The following is a 22,526-nucleotide window of genomic DNA, read 5'->3' on the forward strand; positions in this document are numbered from 1 at the left end:
TCAGCGTTCTTCTGTTAGCCGTTTGGGAGAGGTAACTTGCGTCGATCACCTAATCGCGGTCTGCGCGAGCACCAAAGTAGAAAGGGGCAGGGGAGAGCAGGGCAGGGCAGCTTCGTCCGGTTTACATGCCGGTACATCACACGCTGTCCCGATGATGGTTCTGGGGGTATCATCCGTTTACCTGCAACCAACCGCAGACGAACAGACCTTATCCATTGGGAATTGATTCTTTGACCGCCGAAACACAACAAACCAGCACCCTGTTTGCCTGGGCCCAATTGGTTCGGCTGCCGAACGTGTTTACCGTCGTCGCTGATGTTTCGGCTGCGTTCCTGCTAGCCGCGCACGGGCCATCCCCCGTCGCGCGGTGGATCTGTGTGCTCGCAGCCGGGATCTCGCTGTACTGGGCGGGCATGATCCTGAACGATGTTTTTGACATTCAGCGCGATCGCGCCGAACGAGCGAAACGCCCGCTACCATCGGGACGAATCTCGCTCGCAGCGGCTCGTACCGCCGGCTGGGCGTTGCTGGTTTTGGGAGTCATCCTCGGATCACTCAGTGGGTATCTGCCGAGCGAAAACGTCGCCACCACTAGGCTTCCCGCCGCGATCGCAATCGTGCTTGCCGTCATGATCGTGGCCTACGATGGACCGCTGAAAAAAACACCGCTTGCTCCGGCCGCCATGGGAGCCTGCCGCGTGCTCAGTTTTTTGCTCGGCGCGTCTCCCGTGATCGTGGTCCAGGCCGAAGGCCCATTGATACCGCTGCATCTGGTTGCGATCGCACTGGGGTTTGGCATTTACATCACGGGAATCACCACGATGGCTCGCGACGAAGCCGCCGGTGGCAACGATACCAATTTGAAAGTCGGGCTCAGCTTGTTAGTCATCGGACTGTTCGCATTGGCGTTTGCACCGCAGCAAGCTCCCGCGGGCTTTCCCAACTTCATTCGCACTCCGTTTGCCTTTCCGTTGTTGATCGCGATGATTGCTTATCCCGTCGTCCTTCGCGGCATCCGCTGCGTTCGCCACGCCACGCCGCAGAATGTGCAATCGACGATCCGTTCGGGAATCCTGACGATCATTCCGTTGGCCGCCGCAGTCGCATTGCTGGGCGCAGGCCCGGTGTGGGGGCTCGCCATCTTTGCTTTGGTCATTCCCGCGATCGGATTGGCGTCCGCGTTCCGAGTGACCTAAGCAGGTATGCAGGAATCATTGGGTGAAATTCCGTTAGCCGTTTGGGCGATAGCCCCGGTTCAGCGCCGGAACCGTGGCTAGCGCCAAAACGGCCAAGATACTGAAAGACTCCTGCCTAACTGCTTAGTGCCGATCCCCCGCGGCAACCCGATCGACTACAATGCAGCCACGCTCTCATTCCCGCCTCGAACACCATGAACCAAGGCCCGTCCGTTCGTGAACGACGCAATCACCCAAGTTGCTAAAGACGAGTTTCAGTGGCTGACGCAAATCCCCTGGCTGTTTCTCGGCCTGATTGCGTTGCCGCTGATCGTAGCGTCTTGGCGTGCCAAGATTTACCCGACGCGTTGGTGGGCCGTCCTGCTGAGCATTTCGGTCATCGCTAGCCTTGTCACCGTGTTTGTCCCTTCGATGGTCATCGCCGTATGGATGATCGACGGCAGCATCTTGACGCTTGCGGTTGTCGATTTCTTGCTGATCTATCTTGCCACCAATCATGGAATCCAGGTCTCACGCAGTTTACCGCGAACGTGTTCCATCGGCGTTCCGGTGGCCAGCGAATTAACGGTCGAGAACGGCACGCTGCTGACGTTAACCGGCGCGGTTTGCGACGATTTACCCGAACACTTTACCGCGACTCCTGACAACCACTCGCTGCGATTGCCGCCTCGTGGGCGAATGACGGCGCATCGCAAATTACTGCCAGGTCGACGAGGCGCGTTTGAGCTCGAGTACGTTTACCTGAGTTTCTTTAGCCCGCTGAAACTATGGAATCGCCATCGGCAAATCGAGCTACACGACCGGCTGAACGTTTATCCAGACATGAAACAATTGTCCGACTACGCACTGCTTGCTCGAACTAACCGCTTGAGCTTGATAGGCGTACGGCGAACACGACGAATCGGTCAAGACAGCGACTTTGAACGACTTCGCGATTACAGCCGTGACGATAACTATCGGCACATCGATTGGCGAAGCACCGCACGACGCCACAAATTGACCGTTCGACAATTCCAGAGTGATCAAAGCCAACGAGTGATCTTTCTGTTGGATTGCGGGCGGATGATGACCAATGAACAAAACGGCTACTCGTTGTTGGATCACGCCCTCAACTCGGTGCTGATGATGGCGTACGTGGCGCTGCATCAAGGCGACTCCGTCGGAATGCTTTGCTTTTCTGATACCATACACGCCTACATTCCACCACGAGGCGGCAGCAGCCAGATGAATCGCTTGATTCAAGCAGGCTTTGACCAATTCCCTCGTTTGGTCGAATCACGCTACGACCAAGCGTTCCTGTATCTTTCGACGCACTGCAAACGTCGATCACTGGTCGTGTTGACCACCAACGTCATTGACGAGGTGAATGCAGGGGCCGTTGTCGATTACTTGTCAAATATCAATGGCCAACATCTGCCGCTTGGCGTCCTGCTTCGCGACCGCGAGATGTTCGACGCCGCCGATGCTCCGTCCAATGACGATCACCTGCAGATGTATCGTGCCGCCGCTGCCGCCGACATCTTGCTGTGGCGACACCAAGTCCTCAAAGACCTAGAACACCGCGGCGTGTTGTGCGTCGACGCATTCCCCGACGAATTGACAGCTCCGCTGGTGAATCAATACCTCGACATCAAAGCGAAACATTTGCTGTAGCGTTCATTCGGAATCAATCGAACGCCCTCTTCCTAGATAACGGTGGAAACAATGCACACTTGCTTGCGTCCGAGTTCCTATGCGTTGCTGGTTGTGATGGCACTCGCGGTGACAACGCCGCTGCAGAGCCAAATGATCTGGGTCGAAGGCGAGGACGCGGTCGCCAGCACGATGCGGGGCCACAATTGGTACAACTCGGTCAAGACGGCTGAATTGTCAGGTAACGATTGGCTTTCTCATTTCGGCAATGGCGACATGCCCGTCGCTCGGTTTGAGTTTGACGCGTCTGCCGCGGGCCCCTACGAACTGTGGCTGCGTGCCAATCCAATCGCCTCGGCAATCTCGGTGCGTGTCAACGGCGGAACTTGGACGAAGGTGGCACTGCAAAAGCACGAACAGAGCGTCAACATTGCCGCCGATGGAAAACCTGATCTCCGTTATGTCGCTTGGATCAAGGCCGATTCGGTCTCGCTATCCAAAGGCAAAAACACGCTCGAGGTCCGTTTCGAAAGCGACAACAATCGGCATGGCGGGCTGGACTGTTTTGTTCTCAGCCGCGAACCGTTTCTGCCTCAAGGCAAACTGCGACCGGGCGAGAAAACCGGTTTGGCAGATCCAGGCACTTGGGCGTTTGAGCCTGCACGTGATTCATTTTCGCCCGACTCGCTACTTGACCTGAGCGGCATGAACGAAAAACCAGCGGGTGCGAAAGGCAGAGTTGCGAGATCCTCCGACGGCGAATCGTTTGTTGATGGCGGCGGGGAACCACTCCGGTTCTGGGCCGTCAACACCAGCGTCCAGAACCGTGACGACATCGCAGCGATCCGCGAACATGCCCGCTGGCTCGCCAAACGCGGCGTCAACATGGTTCGCCATCATGGCCATCTTGCGCCCCAGCGGGGTGCCAAACTTGACGATGCCAATACCAAGGATATCGAGGCAGCGTGGCGATTGGTGGCCGCGATGAAAGAACAAGGCATCTACGTCACGCTTTCGCCTTACTGGGCCGTCAGCGTGAAACCGGATCCTGCCTGGGGCCTGAAAGATGCCGGGGGCGAAAATCTGACGGGGCTACTGTTCTTTGATGCCAAGCTGCAAGCAGCCTTCAAGCAGTGGCTCAAACAATTGCTGACACCGCCCAATCCTCATACCGGCATCCCGCTGGCCCAAGATCCGGCCCTGGCGATCTTTCAAATCCAGAACGAAGACAGCCTGTTGTTTTGGACCGAAAACGCAATCCAAGGCGAACAGCGAGTTGAATTGGGGCGACAATTCGCTGGGTGGCTAAAAAGCAAACACGGCTCGCTCGATAACGCGGTTCGCGTCTGGGGAGGCAGTGCTCGGTGTAACGGCGACGACTTTGCCAATGGCATCGTGATGCCTCACCAAATTTGGCAACTCACGCAAGACCACAACGGCGCGATGGCCAAACGCTTGGCCGATCAATTAGCCTTCTACACCGAGCGAATGCGGGATTTCAATCTCTCGATCGCGAAATTCTTGAAAGAAGAGATTGGCTACGACGGGCTCATCAACGCCGGAAATTGGCGGACCGCTGATCAAGCCAAACTGCTCGACGCGGAACGCTATGCATATTCTGCAAATGATGTCATCGGGGTGAACCGTTACTACACTGGCGGCAGCCACACGAATCCAACTGACAATCACCGCGCGGGATATTTGATCAGCCGAGGCGACTTGTTCGATGGAACTTCGGCACTCTTGCAACCTTGGGCATTTCCGCTGGCGCTGCGTCAAGTCAGTGGTCATCCAATGATCGTTTCGGAAAGTGCCTGGGTGCCGCCGCTGCGATATCAAACCGAAGGTCCCTTTTTGGTGGCGGCTTATGGTGCAATGTCCGGAGTCGATATTTTCTACTGGTTCGCCACCGACCAAATCGGCTTCGGTCCGCCGATGGAGAAGTGGCAACTTTCCACGCCGGCCCAAATCGGAATGTTTCCCGCCGCAGCGATGATGTTTCGCCAAGGCTACATCCAAGAGGGCAAACCGGCCTTGGTCGAAAGTCGCAACTTGAGTGATGTTTTCAATCGCAAACCACCACTGCTTCCCGAAGAAGCGGGCTTTGATCCGAATCGGGATACGCAGTTGAGATCGACAAACGCCGAAGACGCCCGGCAAGGGACGATCACCTCGCTGGCCTACCTTGCCGGTCCGGTGGAAGTCGCTTTTGACAACGGCGAAACGCAACTTGCCGATATTTCGTCGCTGATCGATACTAACAAACAAACCGTCCGCAGTATCACGGGCGAATTAGCTTGGAACTACGGCGACGGCTACTGCACGCTCAACGCGGCCAAGGCACAAGGAGCAACCGGCAATCTGGCTGCCGCAGGAACGATCAAACTCGATACGCTTACGCTGCGTTGCGACAACGACTACGCCACCGTATTCGCCGTCTCGATGGACGGCGTGAACCTCTCCGAATCCAAACAGGTGTTGCTGCAAATAGGCACTGTCGCTCGGCCACATGGCTGGAAGACAGAGCCAGCCCAAGGGGGCAAGTCTCAGCGAATTGTCGATCTTGGCAGTAGTCCCTGGAACATCGAAAACACCTCCGCCGAAGTCGTCGTATCCAATTCCGTGCTCAGCCAAGCGACGTCGCTAGACGCCAACGGAATCGCCACCGCCAATCTGCTAATTCAGAAGAACGCCGACGGCCTAAGCCTAAAACTGCCCCCCAACGCCCTCTACATCTTGCTCCGCTAAAAGTGATCCAACAGGAACGGCGTGATCCTCGGTAGACCACGTGATTTTTGCGAGCAACGCGTTCAGCTGAACGTGCAAGCCAGAGTCCTGATGCACCAAAGTGATGCCGGGATACGCTGATCTTGGCGAAGACGACAAGTCGGTTCGTCCATGACAGCGTTTCTGTCAACTGCAAAAAAACGGATATCCGAATGACCGAGCAAACAGATCCAAGCAGCTCAACGAAAAAGGAATTACAATTGCGTTTCTGTGCGAGTCTCCTTGTTTGAATTGCTGATCTTGAAAGCCGAAATGCATTTGTTCAAGCAAACACGATTTTGTCTTTTGTGGCTTTTTTCTGTCGTCTACTTTGTTAATTCGGCCTGTTCACAAATTCCCAACGAAAATCCTTTTGTTGAAATTTCCCGGGAAGAAGATGGGCCCGTATCGATCGAACTGCAGGGTGTCATCCATGACGTCGTCATCGGTGGCGGCGGGCAATATCTGATTGCATATTCAAAAGAGATGCAAAACATCTCCGTCATCGATCTGCGTACTCGTAAGCTAGTCAAGATTCTGCCTGCCAATTCGGAACATATTCTGATAGCTGCAGGCGCGCATCATCTTTACGTCTTGGCAAAGGAACAACGCATTCTGCAAGAATATTCGTTGCCGAACCTGACCAAGACGTTGACGATTACTATTCCGGTGCCCAGTGCGATACATGCGATCGCAATCGGAGCCAACTCGGATGGCCCTCTTGCAGTCGTGTCGGCGGTCAATGATCACACTTACAACGGTTTGGTATCTGTCTACTTGATCGATCCAGCGACGGCTTTGATTCATGATAAAACGCCCCCCTTTTCCATCAGTCAACCCGAGCATGCGAAGTGTTATGCTGCGGGCAACGGCCGGCTCTTTTCTTGCAACGACTACTTGCTTCGGTGGAACGGCAAAAAGGCGATTGGCAAGCAACGACGAAATGCACCGGATTTAGGATTGTACCCCAACGCGGATGGATCCATTGCTTATGCATCTGACGGTTGGTTCGACACCCAATTGCAACGGCTTCAGGAAAACGAACTTCCGGTTCATTATATCCCCGCTGTGAATCCAGGCTTTTTGATTGCATTGCCGGCATCTGATTCGGTTCGATCGATCAGTCTTCATGCAGAAGGCCAGGTTCGCCCGTTGTTAGTCATGGACAAGATTCGAATGCAAGCTCCCATTCGGCGGCGATCGGCACACGTTTTGCCAGTACGCAAAAGGCTTTGGCTAGTTCCGTCAGAAAACAAGCTCGTTCATATACTTGGATCACTGAATCAAATTCTCATCCACGATTTCGATATTGAAAAGCAACTCGAGGATGCTGAGTTGGACTATCTATACGTAGGAGCTTTTTCAGAGCAACCCGCGATCGCCGGCACGCTGTTTGAAACCCAACTACAAGTACGATCAAAGCGTGGTGGCGTTCGATACCAAATCGAAGCAGGCCCGAGCGACATGGAGATCGATCAGAGCGGAAGAATCAGGTGGCAAACGCCGAAGCAAATCACCAGCGATCTCGAGTACGTTAAACTCTGGATTACCGATAACTCGCAGCAAATTGTACGACACACGATCGCGATTCAGCTGCGAGAGCCGCCCAAGCCAAGCATCGCCCTTGCTGCAAAAGCAACTCAATACGAAGGCCTCTTGTATCGCGACTGGACGGATAGTGAAGGAGCGCAAGTTCGTGCTAAGTTTCTGCGTGTGTTTGCGAAAATTGTCTACTTACAATCGCCCGACGGGCAACAAATGCTGGCGCCGCTTTCGCTGTTGAGTCTGGAAGATCGAGAATACATCAAGAAAGTAACTCAAACGACCAAAGTCAATGATGAAAAGGGCACTCCAACAGACTCGAAGGACAATGAGGAAAAGAGCACCGATGATGCCGATACACGCACAGATTAATCGGTGCAGCGCAAGCGTCGTCACACTTGGCTTCGTGATTCTTTTACTGACGGGATGCGGAAAAGAAACGAAACCGACGGCAACTTCTGCTCCAGAGCAACATGCTGCGCCGCAGGTCGACGCGCCGTCTTCTGCTCAAGATTCGGTTGATTCAGCTCCGGTGGTGCCGAAGTCTCCAGATCCACCACGCGCCCCGGTAAACGTTACGGTTGACGACTTTGCGTTTGTTCCTAGCAAAGCGATCCTGCCCGAACGGTTTGGCGTCACGGACCCTCGACTTGTGAAAACGAAAACCAGCGAGGGAGTCGAAGTGTCAATGGAATCACCGCTGAAGAATACTTTCTTGGTATACCGCAAGCGGTTGCTTGGGAACTTCAGGGCAGAGATCGATTTAGATTATTCGCCAACGCTTACCGGGGACTACATCCTGCCAAACGCCAGTTCGAATGGAAAAACAACGGAGCAGCAAAAAGATCAAGCCAAGACGCCCAACTCGGATGACGGCCAACAAGATCAGAACGACGGACCGCCACCCGGATTCCCACCACCGGGTTTTCTACCACCCGGATTCCCGCAACAGGGATTACCACCGGGTTTTCCACAGCCAGGTTTTCCGCCTGGGGGATTCCCGCCTGGCGCTATGCCTGCTCAAAACCCAGGCCAAGGGGCATCCCCGGGACGTCATGTTTCGTCCTTCATTCGCTTGGGCTCAGCGCGGCCTGTGTTCATTGTCCCCGGTGATCGAGAGAAAGGAATTCGACCCACGCACTACGTGTCCCGGTCGTCTCACTACTCGTCTCGGGCTGAACAGAAAGCGGGGACAACGATGATCGTCGAGCGAAAAGAGGGTTCCATCTCGATTCAGTATCGCGGCAGCGAATCCACCCTGACACAAACGGGTCGTCCGCAACAGTATCCAGGTTACCTTGCATTTTCGCTTTCGCAGGATACCCGTCTACGAATTCGCAACATCAAGATCACCGGCGACACAGAACCTGGCGGATATGAAATCCCTGATTTGCAGCCTGCCGAGATTGCCCCATCGGCTTGGACGAAAGCCACCAGCCCAAGCACACATACAAAGATCGAGCTTGTTCGCTTGGATTTCTTTGGCAAAAAAATGCAGCTCACCAACGCAATGGAGAGCGGATCCGCCTTGGCCCGATACATGAAAACAATCGAAGGCGACTTTTTCATTCAGGCACGGATTGCTCGATCCAATCCAGTCAACGGCGGAGGGCGACTGGACACCTATTCATTGGGGATCGTTCGCCCAGACGGACGTCCGCTTTCCGGGCGGTTGATGCAATCGACGACGGGCAAGTGGGATTGGCTGACCATCAGTCGAAGTGGAAATGAGATTCGCGGCACTTTCAATGACGATGCGTATTATTCAACGGATGGCTCCGGGTCGGCGCTGTTTCAAATCGAGGCCAAGCGGTCGCAAGCGAAGGTCATCCTGGAGGAAATGAACGTGTATGCCGATCAGGTATCGGACGTGCCGAAAACGAAAGTCGCCGAACTGGGTGGCAATGGCTGGTGGGTTGATACAAACGCACCGGATTGGCATCCGCAATACCGAGATAGGATCCGTTTGGAGACCAAGCCCAACGAGATGACCGTTTCGATTCCAGACAATGGCATGGCTAAGCCGCTTTCTCGGGAACTAGCCAATCAACCCGACTTCGAGGCTACTTGGGAAATGGAGCTCCCCAACCGTGAGTTCTTTCCCTCGCAGCCCAGTACTTCTGGACGAGTACAAGTGCGTGTTCGTCGTCAGTCCAGCGAAACTCCCCATGTGTCGATCGGGGTCGAACCCGTTGCGAAGTCGCATAGCAAATTGATCGTGACCGTGCGGAGACGCAGCGGAAAAGTGACCGTTATTTCGGGGAACGAAATCCGTGAAGGCATCTTGGATGGCCCGTTGCAAATTGACTTGCGGTCGACAAGCCGCGCCCAATTCATTCTGCGAGATTTCAAAACCGGGCCAGTATCCAACCGCGATCTAGCGAAGGAAGCAGAGGAAGGAAGACGAGATCCGACCGTTCAAGAGTACCCGCTTCCCGGCAAGGCGGATCAAATTCGGACGGCTGGAGGTGGTCGATACTTGTTAGTTCACTCCAAAGAAATCAACAAGCTCATTGTCTTTGATCTTCAGGAACGAAAAATCAGTACCGCTCTCACTGTCGGTAAGTCGGCGAAGATTGCTGGCGGACAGAACGTGATCGTGGTCGTAGATTCGGACGCGAACGTGGCGACGAAATACCAAATATCGGATTGGAAACGCATCGCAACCGTGCCCCTCGATCCAGCTTGGCAATGGGTTGATCTCGCTATCGGAACAGCTTCGGTGGGCCCCGTCTTGATCGCTCGAAAAGACAAGTCGCCTTACCTTCAGTTTTCGTTTCTTGACCTAAACACACTCAAACCACTTGCGGTTCAGATCAATGACACACCGCTCATCAAATCCAATGCACTCCCTTCGCTGCGTGCATCGGGTGACGGGAGTTTATTCACATGCAGTGATGGCAACGACAAGTACGTCTTTGATTTGGCAACAAAAACCTGCGATGTCCGGACGGTTTCTCGGCTTACGTATCTGATTCCAGGGCCGATCGGGCGACTGCTTTATAGTGACGCGGGACTGATGAAACGCGACCTTTCACGACTGCCGTCTCCACAGCGAAGCAAATACACGCTGATGTCGTTTCCGCCTTCGCAGGGGAATTTGTACATCACGTATGGAGAGGCCCCCACGAATCGCGCGTCCACTCCCTCAGAGTTCTTTGCTCAATTGCGGCACCCCGATCTGGGAAGTCCCTTGTTTACTAGCAATGCACTGAAACTAGGAAGATCAACGCTCTCGGGTGCAACACGCGGACCTCAACTTGAGCACCGCGCCCATTTCTTTCCGCCCGCGAGGTCATTGGCTTTGATACCGGAATCCAATGACAAAATCATCGTCCAGGATGTCGATCCTTTCGAGGCACTTAAAGACAGCGGAAAAGACCATCTATTGTTCCTCTCAACGCCACCGACCCGCGTGGCTGCTGGCCAGCCGTTTCGCTATCAGGCTCAGGTCGCGAGCCGATACAAATTAGACGGTTTTGAACTTACGTCTCAACCAGATGGGATGACAGTCTCAAAAACAGGTTTGATTCAATGGACCGCTCCTAGCGAAGGTCCCTCCGAGCCCACGCAGGTCATTGTGATGGCGAAAGACGAAAACGATGACACTGTTTTCCAGACGTTCCTACTAACTATTCTTGACGGAACAAACCTTGCTGTGCAATCCGATGCGATGATCAAGGCGGCCCAAGAGGATCACACGTTCCGAACCGAGATCGAATCGGCCGCAAACGACAATCGAATCAAGCTACCCTCTCGCGCGACGCGGATCTCGATGGCGGGTGGCGGACGCTTTGTGCTTCTACAGATGCCAGCGATTCGGAAATTGGCGGTCATCGACATTGTTCAGGGCAAAGCCACTGGCGTGATTGATTTCCCCAACGACGGACTGTTTGCGGGAGGCGCAACCAAGTTCGTGGTTGCATCGCCGTCAAAACAGGTCATTCGTCGATATGACCTGGTAACAATGAACCCCGAATTAACAGTGACGTTCGCCGCAATCGATCCGACTTCGATCGCGATGGGGCCGGCCTCGCACGGGCCCATCCTGCTTGCTGGTGGAACCTATCCTTCTGCGAAAGCACAGACGCATGAATTCTTGGATCTAGAGACGCTTCGCAGTGTGCAATTTGAATACACAAGCTCGTCGAAATCTTTCAAATACGAGAAGGGATCTCCGTTGCGAGCTTCCTCGCAAGGCGATGTGTTCACGACTTGGCACGACAGCGCTTCGCCGCGAGGAATCCAGGTTTTGCGTTTTGTGGAAAACAGGCTGCAAGTGAATTCCAATTCCGATATTGTGGGATTTGCGGCGGTTGGCTCAAGCGACAAAGTCTTTGCTCGCGATGGAGTCTATTCGCCAACGCTTCGAAGGGAAATTAACAGCGATACAATCGAAGCGCACCCTATTCCGGCGATCAGCGGAGAATTGTATCTGGGTCTCCAGAAACTGAAGCCTTACACATCGCGTACAAAAACGAAGGAAGGTCCCAATCGCTCTTTGTGGCTCCGCGTTTTGGGACAACGCGAACCGATCGCAGAACTAAGACAGGTTTTACTTTCGGGAGACTCACAAGGACGATATCCCTACCGCGACACGATCAATTTGGATCAACGCCTGACTCTGGTTCCAGAACACGATTCCTTGATCATCTTTCCGTATGAAGGAGACGAGTTGATCCTGCGCAAGCTGGCTCTTGACGAGAGACTGAAACGCTGCGACCTCGATTATCTTTTCACCACATCGATGCCGCCAACACACGTGCGGTTAGGTGAATCTCTGGACTATCAAATCGTTGCAAAATCCAAAGTCGGAGGCTTGAAATATCGCTTGGTCTCTGGCCCCGAAGGGATGGCTGTTACCAAGAATGGACGAGTAGAGTACCGACCGACGAAAGTGACCGATGCACAAGTCAAAGCAGTGCTGGTTGTGTCAGACGATAGCGGAGCAGAGCTCTACCACACGCTGGCATTTGATGTTAGCAAGTCAATTGCCGGCGAGCCGCATCCGGCTCGGCCGATCTCCAGCGGCGAACTTCGACGATGGACAGACAAGACCGGCAAGTTTTCGATCAACGCCGCATTGCTGCGAAAGGAAAGTGACAATGTTGTCTTGCGGAAAACCGACGGATCCGAAGTCATGATTCCAATTAATAAGCTGAGTGAACAAGACCAAAAGCACATCGAACAATCGGAAAAGGGAACCCATCCATAGAACCTCACCCGGGCCAGCGGTCGATTCTAAAAATTCGTGTCCGAACCATTTTTTCCCACCCTCTGATCCTCAACTCTCCCCAGCTCATGACATCCTTCCGCATCGCTAACGTTTTGGCACTGATTATCCTGGTGCTCTCTTTCGCGGGTGCCGCTGACGCGGAACCGCCCAATCCCATTGACCAAGCCTGGGAGGTGACATGGTCGCGGTTCTATCGCGACGACACTCATTTGTTCTACGACTATTTGACTCGGTACGAAGATGGCAGTGGCCTTTCGCACTTGCCCACCGCCGCAGAGATCCAGCGGCAATTCCCAAACGAATGCGGCTACGGCACCGGGATGGAAGATTGCATGATCTCAGCCGGAGTGATGTTGTCGATGATCATTGATCGCTACGAGGTGACGAAGGAGGAATCACTTCGGCAGCGGGCTTACGACGTTTTCCAGGGCATCCGGTTGTGCGCGACCGCCCACGGAGCCAATGGCTTTCTAGCCCGCGGCGTGTGTCACGAGGACCTGACGAGTATTTACATGAACTCGTCCCGCGACCAATACACCCATGCGGTGCATGGATTGTGGCATTATGCGAAGAGTCCGCTGTGCAGCGAAGAAACTCGGCAAGAGATCCGCCAGATCGTTGCCGCGATCGCCGATCGCATGATTCGCAATGTGACCGCCGAGAACGATTACGATTCGCTGCGCGCCGATGGAAGTCGCGACACGCGAGGAATCAGCCGAATGTGGAACGTAAAGGGGCATGAAGCCGCCCGATTGCCGATGATCTACGCGGCGGCGTGGGACATTACAGGCAAGGAATCGTATCGCGATTTGTGGCGACACTATATTGCCGATGCGGTAAAACAATCGTTTGATGTCGAGAGCGGCCAACCCACGTACGCGTTTTTGCAGATGCAGATCTCACTGGACCTGCTTTGGCAAATGGAACCCGATCCACAACTGAAACAGCAGATGCAAGAGGTCATGACCACGGTGGCTCAGCGGTGTGCCGACCGAGCAATCGCAGCAGAGCAACGAGCCAAGCAGCTCGACCTGACGCGACTGTGCACGGACTGGCGAACGGGAGAAGGCATCTCCTCGGAGGGCAGCTATCGCACTATCTGGTACTGCATTCGCGAGAGTGGCGAAGCCGCGTTAGCACAACTCGTGGCGAACACCCCTCTTCCCGAATCACAACAACAAACGCTCCAGCGAGCCATCAAGAGACTCGATTACGATCGCGTCTCCAGCAACGGCATCTTCTTTCTACAAGCCGCCCACTGGAAATCTCAAGCCAACTAAAGCCTCCGACACTTTCTTAGCCGAATCGCTTGAAGGCCTCGCTTGACTTCAATTTTTCCGCTTTAATCTTGCCACCGGCAAGCTTCTCACCGAAAGGATCAATATAGACTCGGCCAGCCCTCTTAATCTCAGGGTCCACATTCAAAACATGAATGTTAAAGATATAAGCCGTCTCGCTGGTTGCCTTGAACCAATGCACGTTATCTTTGTGATCTGACACGGTAGAGCATTGCCCGACTTGAAATTTACGATCGATCGTGGGCCGGATAATCATGTGATCGTCGTGATCTTCCACTCGATCGTAGTGCTTGCCGGCGAACTCGCCCTGCAAAACCAGAAACGCCGTTGCCATATTATTGTGTCCATGCGGAACCACGGAGCGATCTTGACGAAGTGCAAACATTTGATGTCCGAACACAAACTTCGTTGGCAAACCTTCGACGTCAGGAAACTTGGCACGAAATGAGCGTTCGCCACGCTCACGAAAGGCCAAGTTGGCGGTGAGCTTTGGGAAATCGACATAACTCAAGAACTCGCTCACATCGATTTGACTAAACAACTGCTCCACCTGCTGCTGCCAATCAAGCTGCTTGAGTTTTTGACCTTTCAGCTCGGTACTGATTTGGTTCACCTCTGCGAGCCACTTCGCTGCAATCGGTTTGACCTGATTGGCGATCACATCCGCGGCAAAAGCGTCGCGAGAGAGAATCGTCTCTAGCAACGAAAACGTCAGCAGTGATTGCAGCGTCTGCTTTCCAAAGTCGCGACGATCCATAGAAATACTCTCTTAGAAAAGGGATATGGGACAGTGGATGCGAGTATATCGTGCGTCCCCCACGTCTGCTTTTTCTTTTAAGCCTGCTCTCTGGGAAAGCTTTCCGGATGGGAGTGTTGTAGAGTCGGCTTTGATATCATTGATGCCCGCCGCTCGCGGATGCCGAAAAGGTTCGATGTACTTCGATTCCTCTCAAATGGACAGAGTGGTTATGTGGCGTTCAGTATTCATCGCACTTGGGATCATGGCGGTCATCGTCGGCCTTGAATTTCTGTTTATCGATTCGGCTACGATCTATCAGGGCGAATCGGCGAAAACAGTCAGCTTTGTCGACCCCACGGGGGCCCCTGCAAACTCATCCAAAGTGTTCCGGCCGAAAGAATGGATGCCCTGGTCGCTTCTTAGCGGCGGGATACTCACCATTGTCTACACCTATCTCATCCCCGTCCGCTACGCTCGCTGGCGACAATCGCCGGGGCAATAAAGGTTTGCGGGGCTACCACGCAGCGATGGAAGAAGGGGACAGTCTTGACGAATGCCAGTCAGCGATCTACCTTGCATTAAATCGGCTGCCACAGGGAAGCCACACTATTAGGAATACTTATTTAGCACGAATCGAATATTGCACGTCCGAAATCTCGAGTTGTTCTGTAGCGTTGCCGACGAACGCAGCTTTTCCAAAGCTGCGGCCGAGCACGATTTGACTCAGAGTGCCGTCAGCCAGGCGATGCAACAGCTTGAAGATTCGTTACATGTGCAGTTGATTGATCGCTCGAAGCGACCGCTTGTGTTGACCGCGGCTGGTCAAACCTACGTCCGCGGACTTCGCGATATCCTGCGTCAACTGCAGCGGTTGGAAACGGAAGTCGTTTCCATCGGCGGCAAGCTGAGTGGCCAATTAAAGATCGGTACGATCTATTCGGTGGGACTCAGTTATCTGCCCGAGGCCAGCTTAGAGTTCGCGGCCTTGCACCCCGAGGTGGACGTCAAGCTCGAGTTTGGCTCGGTCGAAAAGGTCGTCGAGATGACGACCGACGGCGAGGTCGACTTTGGCTTGGTCAGCTTTCCACGCAACAACAAGACATTGCAAAGCGTGATGTGGCAGCAGGAGCCGATGCGATTGGTGTGCTCGTCGGAGCATCCGTTCGCCTCGCAAACCAACCTCTCTCTCAATGCCCTCAAAGGCATCGCTCTGATCGGCTTTGATCGCGGTTTGACACTGCGAAAAGAGATTGATCAATACCTTTTAAAGGCAGGCGTATCGGTCGACACTCGAATGGAATTCGACAACGCCGATTCATTGATCCGTGCGATTCAGGCAAGCCGTGGTGTGGGGATTGTCCCCGAAGCTGCGGTACGACGTGAAACGGCCAACGGATCCCTAAAAGTAGTAGCTTGTCGCGGGCTCCGGATGACACGCCCGCTTGGAATTATTTTTCGTCGACGAGGACAACTGAGCAAAGCGGCAAGTGAATACACTTCGCTGTTGCTTGGTCGCAGGGTTGAGACGGGAAAACGCAAATCCGGCAGCGGGAAGCATGCCGTGGAAAACTCAGCAACCGACGCCAGGACTGGCACATCGGTTGTCGCTTGATACGCCCGAGTTGCAAAACGCATCGAATTAGTCGATTGGTTTTGCCCGCGGCACCGGGGAATCACGGTGTAACTCGGACGCCTCATCCAAATTTTTACTAGCGAAATGGAAAGACTGAAAATGACTCCTCAACCCGAAAACAATAACCCAGCACCGAATCAACTGAACCAAGAACCGCAAACGGCTCCTAAATCGGTTGCCGAATTCCATTTGCCACCGGCGCAAGGCTTGTACGACCCTAGCCACGAAAAGGATTCGTGTGGCGTGGGCTTCATCGCGCACATCAAGGGCAAACCGAGCCACCAAATCGTCTTGGATGCGGACCAAATATTGCAAGCGATGGACCATCGCGGTGCATGTGGATGTGAACCGAACACCGGTGACGGCTCGGGCATCATGTGTGGATTGCCGCACGCCTTTCTGAAGAAAGTGGCCAAGCGTGACCTCGGTGTCGATCTGCCTGCGGCGGGCCAATTCGCAGCCGGCTTGGTGTTCTTGCCCAAGGACGAAGCCGAGCGAAAGCAATGCAAAGAAACCGTTGAAAAATTGATCACCGAAGTGGGTCAAAAACTGATCGGTTGGCGTGTTGTGCCGCAGATGACTGACGTGGCAGATGTCGGCCCCACCGCGCGTCGCAGCGAACCAGTTGTCGAGCAGTTGTTCGTCGCCGCTAGCGATGGGATTAGCGATGATGCGTTTGATCGCAAACTGTACATGATTCACAAGCAAGCCAGTAAGCTTCGCGCTGACAAGTCGCTCAAGCAAGCGATGATGTTCTACATCTGTTCGCTGAGCACGAAAGTGATCATCTACAAGGGAATGCTCACTCCGGCGCAGGTGCTGCCGTACTACCCCGACTTGCAAGACGAAGATTTCGAAACCCACTTGGCAATGGTCCACAGCCGGTTTTCGACCAACACGTTCCCCAGCTGGGACCGTGCTCAACCGCTGCGTTTCATGAGCCACAACGGCGAAATCAATACGCTTCGCGGCAACTCGAACTGGATGCGTGCTCGTCAAGGATCGGCCAAGAGCGAATTGTTCGGTGACGATCTGAGCAAGTTGTTCCCGGTGGTCGAACCGCACTGCAGCGACTCGGGAACATTCGACAATGTGCTCGAATTCTTGCTGATGAACGGCCGCACGCTGCAAGAGGCGATCATGATGATGGTCCCCGAAGCGTGGCAAAAACATGAAACGATGCCCGAAGACAAGCGTGCCTTCTACGAGTACTTCTCGTGTTTGATGGAACCTTGGGATGGTCCTGCATCGATCGCGTTTACCGATGGCCATTACATCGGCGCCACGCTGGACCGCAACGGGCTGCGACCAAGCCGTTATTACATCACGCATGATGACCGCGTCATCATGGCTAGCGAAGTCGGTGTGTTGCCGGTGGATCCTGCGATCGTCAAAGAGAAAGGCCGCCTGCAACCGGGCAAGATGTTCTTGGTCGACTTTGCCGAAGGCCGTTTGATCCCCGACGAAGAGCTCAAGAGCTCGTTCGCCAAGAAAATGCCATATGGTGATTGGCTCAAAGAGAACCGCATTCGTTTGTCGGACTTGCATCCCGAATCAGAGCCGCACGGCTTCGACAGCAAAACGCTGCTCCCTCGAATGCAAGCGTTCGGCTACACGATTGAAACAATCAACTTCATGTTACGTCCGTTGGTTGAACAACTTCGCGACCCCGTCGGTTCGATGGGCAACGACAGTGCGTTGGCTTGTTTGAGCGACAAGCCGCGAATGATCTACGACTACTTCAAGCAATTGTTTGCTCAGGTGACTAACCCTGCGATCGATTCGATCCGTGAAGAAGTGATCATGTCGTTGGAATGCTACATCGGCCCCGAGCAAAACTTGTTGGACGCCAGCCCCGAGCATTGCCATCGCTTGCTCGTGGATCACCCAATTTTGACCAACGAAGAAATCGCGGCGCTCAAGCACATCAATTACGAAGGCTGGCACAGCCGCGTGATCGACATCACGTTTGACCGCAGCGAAGGCAAGGCGGGACTGCAGGCCACACTTGATCGGATCGCCAAGGAAGCCGAAGAAGCGGCCGACCAAGGCATTCAATTGGTCGTGTTGAGCGATCGCGAGATCAGCCATGACCGTGTCCCTGTTAGTGCGTTGTTGGCAGTCGGTGCGGTTCACCATCACTTGGTCAAGCAAGCCAAACGAACACGTATCGGATTAGTGATCGAAACCGGCGAAGCTCGCGAAGTGCATCACCACTGTTTGCTGGTCGGTTATGGTGCCGACGCGATCAACCCTTACTTGGCGTTCGAAGCGTTGTGGCAAGCTCGCCGTGACGGACTGATGGATTCCACGTTGGATGATGACAAAATCGTCGCTGCGTACCGCAAGGCTGTCGCCAAGGGCATGCTAAAGGTGATGGCGAAGATGGGCATCAGTACGCTGCAGAGCTACAAGGGCGCTCAGATCTTCGAGGCACTTGGCTTGAAGGACGAGATCATCGCTACCAGCTTCGTTGGTACCGCGAGCCGAATCCAGGGAGTTTCGTTCGACATTCTTGCCGAAGAAGCGATGCGACGACATCGCCTGGGCTATCCCGAGCGAAGTGTCGATCGCCAAACACAACTTCCCAACTTGGGCGAGTACCACTGGCGCGCCGAAGGCGAAAAACATGCCTGGGATCCTCAGTCGATCGCGACGCTACAATTGGCTGCGAGAAACAACAACGAAGACGCCTATTGGAAATTTGCTCACGGCATCAACGATGACAATCGCAAACGTTGTGCCCTGCGTGGATTGCTCGGTTTCAGAGAGGGAGTTGCGGGTGAAGCGATTCCGTTGGACGAAGTTCAACCGGCTAGCGAGATCGTCAAACGATTCTGCACCGGAGCGATGAGTTTCGGCAGTATCAGTGCCGAGTCGCACGAAACGTTGGCAGTCGCGATGAATCGGCTGGGCGGAAAGAGCAACACCGGCGAAGGGGGCGAAGACCCCGTTCGTTTCCAAACGATGGAAAACGGCGATTCCAAGCGATCGGCGATCAAGCAAATCGCATCGGGACGTTTCGGCGTGACGATCGAATACTTGACCAACGCCGACGAGCTGCAGATCAAAATTTCGCAAGGTGCAAAGCCTGGCGAAGGTGGCGAATTGCCCGGCAAGAAAGTCGACAAGAACATCGCCCGGATTCGTTACAGCACGCCGGGCGTGGGCTTGATCAGCCCGCCGCCTCACCACGACATTTATTCGATCGAGGATTTGGCTCAGCTGATCCACGATCTGAAGAACGCTAACCGTGCCGCTCGCATTAGCGTCAAACTGGTTAGTGAAGTGGGCGTCGGTGTGATTGCCTCGGGTGTTGCCAAAGCGCACGCGGATCACATTTTGATCGCCGGCGATACCGGCGGGACCGGAGCCTCGCCGCTGACCAGTATCAAGCATGCTGGTTTGCCGTGGGAACTCGGGATCGCGGAAACTCATCAAGTTTTGGTGCTCAACGATTTGCGAAGCCGCGTGGTTTTACAAACCGACGGTGGTCTAAAAACAGGCCGCGACGTTGTGATCGCTGCACTGCTCGGTGCGGAAGAATTCGGCTTCGCCACCGCGCCGCTGATCACACTCGGATGCATCATGATGCGTAAGTGTCACTTGAACACTTGCCCGGTTGGCATCGCGACTCAGGACCCTGAACTGCGAGCCAAGTTTACGGGCAAGCCAGAGCATGTCGTGAATTACTTGTTCATGGTTGCCGAGGAAGCTCGCCGCATCATGGCAAAACTCGGTTTCCGCACGATCGACGAAATGGTCGGACGCACCGATTGCCTGAAGACCGAAGAAGCGATTCGCCACTGGAAGATGGACGGTCTCGATTTGACCCCGATCTTGCAACCGGCGAACAAGCCACATCCCGCTGTCGACGTCCGCTGCACGCGTGCCCAAGATCATGGATTGGAAAAATCCTTGGACATGACGCTATTGTTGGAAGCTGCGATGCCCGCACTCGAAAGCGGAACGAAGGTGACGATCGAATCGCCGATCATCAACATCAACCGTACCGTGGGCACGATCCTCAGCAACGAAGTGGCCAAGCGATACGGTCAAGCAGGGCTTCCCGACGGCACGATTCATATCAAGCTGACCGGTTCGGCGGGGCAAAGTTTGGGTGCGTTCCTATCACACGGAATCACGATCGAACTCGATGGTGATGCCAACGATTACGTCGGCAAGGGACTTTCGGGCGGTCGCGTCGTGGTTTACCCACCGAAGCAAAGCAGCTTTATCGCCGAGGACAACATCCTTGTCGGCAACGTCTGCCTATACGGAGCAACGGGTGGTGAAGCGTTCTTGCGAGGACGTGCCGCCGAGCGTTTTGCGGTTCGCAACAGCGGTGCCAAAACCGTCGTCGAAGGTGTCGGCGACCATGGTTGTGAATACATGACCGGCGGCCGCGTGATTGTGCTGGGAACGACCGGGCGAAATTTCGCAGCCGGGATGTCCGGAGGAATCGCTTATGTCTGGGACAAGAAGGGCGACTTCAACTTGAATTGCAACCTCGCCACTGTGGAACTCGAGTCGATCGAAGGCGACGAGGAACAGGCCGAGGTTAAGGAGTTGATCCAATTGCACTACGACTACACCGGAAGTGCTGTGGCCAAGCAAGCACTGGAGGACTGGACCACGTTTGTCGCACAGTGCGTCAAGGTAATGCCGCGAGACTACAAACGCGTCTTGCAAGAAATGAAGGCTCAAACCGTCGCTTCGGCGTCGTAAGCCCAACAAAATCGTCGACCGGTCTGTGTCATACACACGGGCCGCTCGACTTCCCTGCAGAGGGCGACCGCAAATCGGCGGCGTCCATTACCGAACAACCACCACACCGACACGATTGAGAATAGTTATGGGAAAGCCAACCGGATTCAAAGAGTTTGATCGCAAGAAAGTCGCCTGGCGACTGCCCGTCGTCCGCATCAACGATTACGACGAAATCTACACCGAACCTCGAGTCGAGCACCTGCGTGAACAAGGCGCCCGGTGTATGGATTGTGGCGTGCCATTTTGTCAATCGACCAGCGGTTGCCCGATCGACAACTTGATCCCCGAGTGGAACGACTTGGTTTACAACGACCGCTGGAAAGAAGCGATCGAACGACTCCACAAAACCAACAACTTCCCCGAGTTCACCGGCCGCGTGTGTCCTGCACCGTGCGAAGGTTCGTGCGTGCTGGGGATCACGAACCCTCCCGTGACGATCAAGAACATTGAAAACGCGATCGTCGATCGTGCTTGGGAAGAAGGCTGGATCCATCCGGAACCGCCCACCTCACGCACTGGCAAAAAGGTGGCAATCGTCGGCAGTGGTCCTGCGGGTTTGACCGCTGCGGATCAATTGAACAAAGCCGGTCACGAAGTCACGGTCTACGAACGAGCCGACCGCATCGGTGGATTGCTGCAATATGGCATCCCCAACATGAAGCTTTCCAAAGAAGTGATCCAGCGACGGGTCGACAAGATGACTGCCGAAGGCATCAAGTTCGTGACCGGCGTGAACGTCGGCCAAGATGTCGATGCGAAAGAATTGATCAACGACTTTGACGCACTGCTGTTGGCTTGCGGAGCGACCAAGCCTCGTGATTTGCCGATCGCAAACCGCGATGCCAACGGCGTTCACGTTGCAATGGAATTCTTGACTGCCAACACGAAACAAAGCGTGCACGGCGATACGCTCGGTGATGAGTTCATCAGCGCCGAAGGCAAAGACGTGATCGTGATCGGCGGTGGTGACACCGGTACCGACTGTATCGGCACGAGCATCCGTCACGGTTGTCGTAGCCTGGTCAACTTTGAATTGTTGCCACAACCGCCCGAGGATCGTGCTCCTGAAAATCCATGGCCCGAATGGCCGCGTATCTTCCGCGTCGATTATGGTCATGAAGAAGCAACGGCAAAGTTCGGACGTGATCCTCGCGAGTACCAAATCCTCAGCAAGGAATTCCTCAAGGACGAAGCCGGCAACTTGCGTGGCATCAAAACCGTTCAAGTTCAGTGGACCAAGGGAGACGATGGCGGCTGGAAAATGGCCGAAGTCGAAGGTAGCGAGAAAGAATGGCCAGCCCAGTTGATCTTGCTGGCGATGGGCTTCTTGGGGCCTGAGCAATACATCGCCAAATCGCTCGGCATCGAATGCGATCCACGCAGCAATTACCAAGCGACGCACGGTGAGTTTACCACCAGCATCGAAGGGGTCTTTGCCGCAGGCGATTGCCGTCGTGGCCAGAGCTTGGTCGTATGGGCGATCAACGAAGGTCGTGGCGCAGCGCGAGCGATCGACATCTACTTGGAAGGATCCAGTTCGTTGCCAGCCCCCGGCACAACCATGGGCACTTCGATGGAAGTCAGCTAAGCAGCTTACTTAGCAGATGCCGACAATACGTCGATCCTATTGTGAGCCGTGGGCCGTAAGGCACCGGGTAATGCGTGGAACCTGGCCGCTCACGCGCTAGCGGCTCACAAAATCAACAAGCCGATA

The 22,526-nt window shown here is 54.5% G+C and carries 11 protein-coding genes; 10 read left to right on the top strand and 1 reads right to left on the bottom strand.

The window, feature by feature from the left end:
- The first annotated feature begins 230 nt into the window (after positions 1-230).
- From SH528x_RS32490 to SH528x_RS32515, 6 genes are all read left to right on the top strand, one after another.
- On the top strand, positions 231-1,196 hold the full coding sequence (locus SH528x_RS32490; protein ID WP_442507569.1) for a UbiA family prenyltransferase: 966 nt from the start codon (positions 231-233) through the stop codon (positions 1,194-1,196).
- A gap of 216 nt (positions 1,197-1,412) precedes the next feature.
- A complete protein-coding gene (locus SH528x_RS32495) occupies positions 1,413-2,849 on the top strand; it encodes a DUF58 domain-containing protein (RefSeq protein WP_442507570.1) in 1,437 nt (478 codons plus the stop codon).
- A gap of 51 nt (positions 2,850-2,900) precedes the next feature.
- Positions 2,901-5,576, top strand: a complete 2,676-nt coding sequence (locus tag SH528x_RS32500) for a hypothetical protein (protein WP_442507571.1) — start codon at positions 2,901-2,903, stop codon at positions 5,574-5,576.
- A gap of 324 nt (positions 5,577-5,900) precedes the next feature.
- On the top strand, positions 5,901-7,508 hold the full coding sequence (locus tag SH528x_RS32505) for a YncE family protein (RefSeq protein ID WP_442507572.1): 1,608 nt from the start codon (positions 5,901-5,903) through the stop codon (positions 7,506-7,508).
- On the top strand, positions 7,483-12,351 hold the full coding sequence (locus SH528x_RS32510) for an SHD1 domain-containing protein (RefSeq protein WP_442507573.1): 4,869 nt from the start codon (positions 7,483-7,485) through the stop codon (positions 12,349-12,351). Before SH528x_RS32505 ends, SH528x_RS32510 begins: the two co-directional genes overlap by 26 nt.
- An 86-nt stretch (positions 12,352-12,437) precedes the next feature.
- Positions 12,438-13,652: a hypothetical protein gene (locus tag SH528x_RS32515; protein ID WP_442507574.1), complete on the top strand. Its 1,215-nt coding sequence runs from the start codon at positions 12,438-12,440 to the stop codon at positions 13,650-13,652.
- Between the two features lie 16 nt (positions 13,653-13,668).
- Here SH528x_RS32515 and SH528x_RS32520 read toward each other — a convergent pair whose 3' ends face one another.
- Positions 13,669-14,427, bottom strand: a complete 759-nt coding sequence (locus tag SH528x_RS32520) for a hypothetical protein (RefSeq protein WP_442507575.1) — start codon at positions 14,425-14,427, stop codon at positions 13,669-13,671.
- Between the two features lie 211 nt (positions 14,428-14,638).
- On the opposite strand from SH528x_RS32520, the gene SH528x_RS32525 reads away from it, so the two are divergent.
- The 4 genes from SH528x_RS32525 (at position 14,639) to SH528x_RS32540 (ending at position 22,400) form a co-directional block, all read left to right on the top strand.
- Positions 14,639-14,911, top strand: coding sequence for a hypothetical protein (locus tag SH528x_RS32525; RefSeq protein ID WP_442507576.1), 273 nt, complete (start codon positions 14,639-14,641; stop codon positions 14,909-14,911).
- A gap of 138 nt (positions 14,912-15,049) precedes the next feature.
- The gene (locus SH528x_RS32530) at positions 15,050-16,021 is read left to right on the top strand and encodes a LysR family transcriptional regulator (RefSeq protein WP_442507577.1); all 972 of its coding nucleotides are present in this window, start codon (positions 15,050-15,052) and stop codon (positions 16,019-16,021) included.
- A 120-nt stretch (positions 16,022-16,141) separates the two neighbouring features.
- Positions 16,142-20,770 carry a glutamate synthase large subunit gene (gltB, locus tag SH528x_RS32535; protein WP_442507578.1) on the top strand — a complete coding sequence of 1,543 codons (4,629 nt, stop codon included), beginning with the start codon at positions 16,142-16,144 and terminating at the stop codon, positions 20,768-20,770.
- A gap of 127 nt (positions 20,771-20,897) precedes the next feature.
- The gene (locus tag SH528x_RS32540) at positions 20,898-22,400 is read left to right on the top strand and encodes a glutamate synthase subunit beta (protein WP_442507579.1); all 1,503 of its coding nucleotides are present in this window, start codon (positions 20,898-20,900) and stop codon (positions 22,398-22,400) included.
- Positions 22,401-22,526: the final 126 nt, after the last annotated feature.

Origin of the sequence: Novipirellula methanifontis (assembly GCF_052161655.1) — a bacterium.
Lineage (GTDB): Bacteria > Planctomycetota > Planctomycetia > Pirellulales > Pirellulaceae > Novipirellula.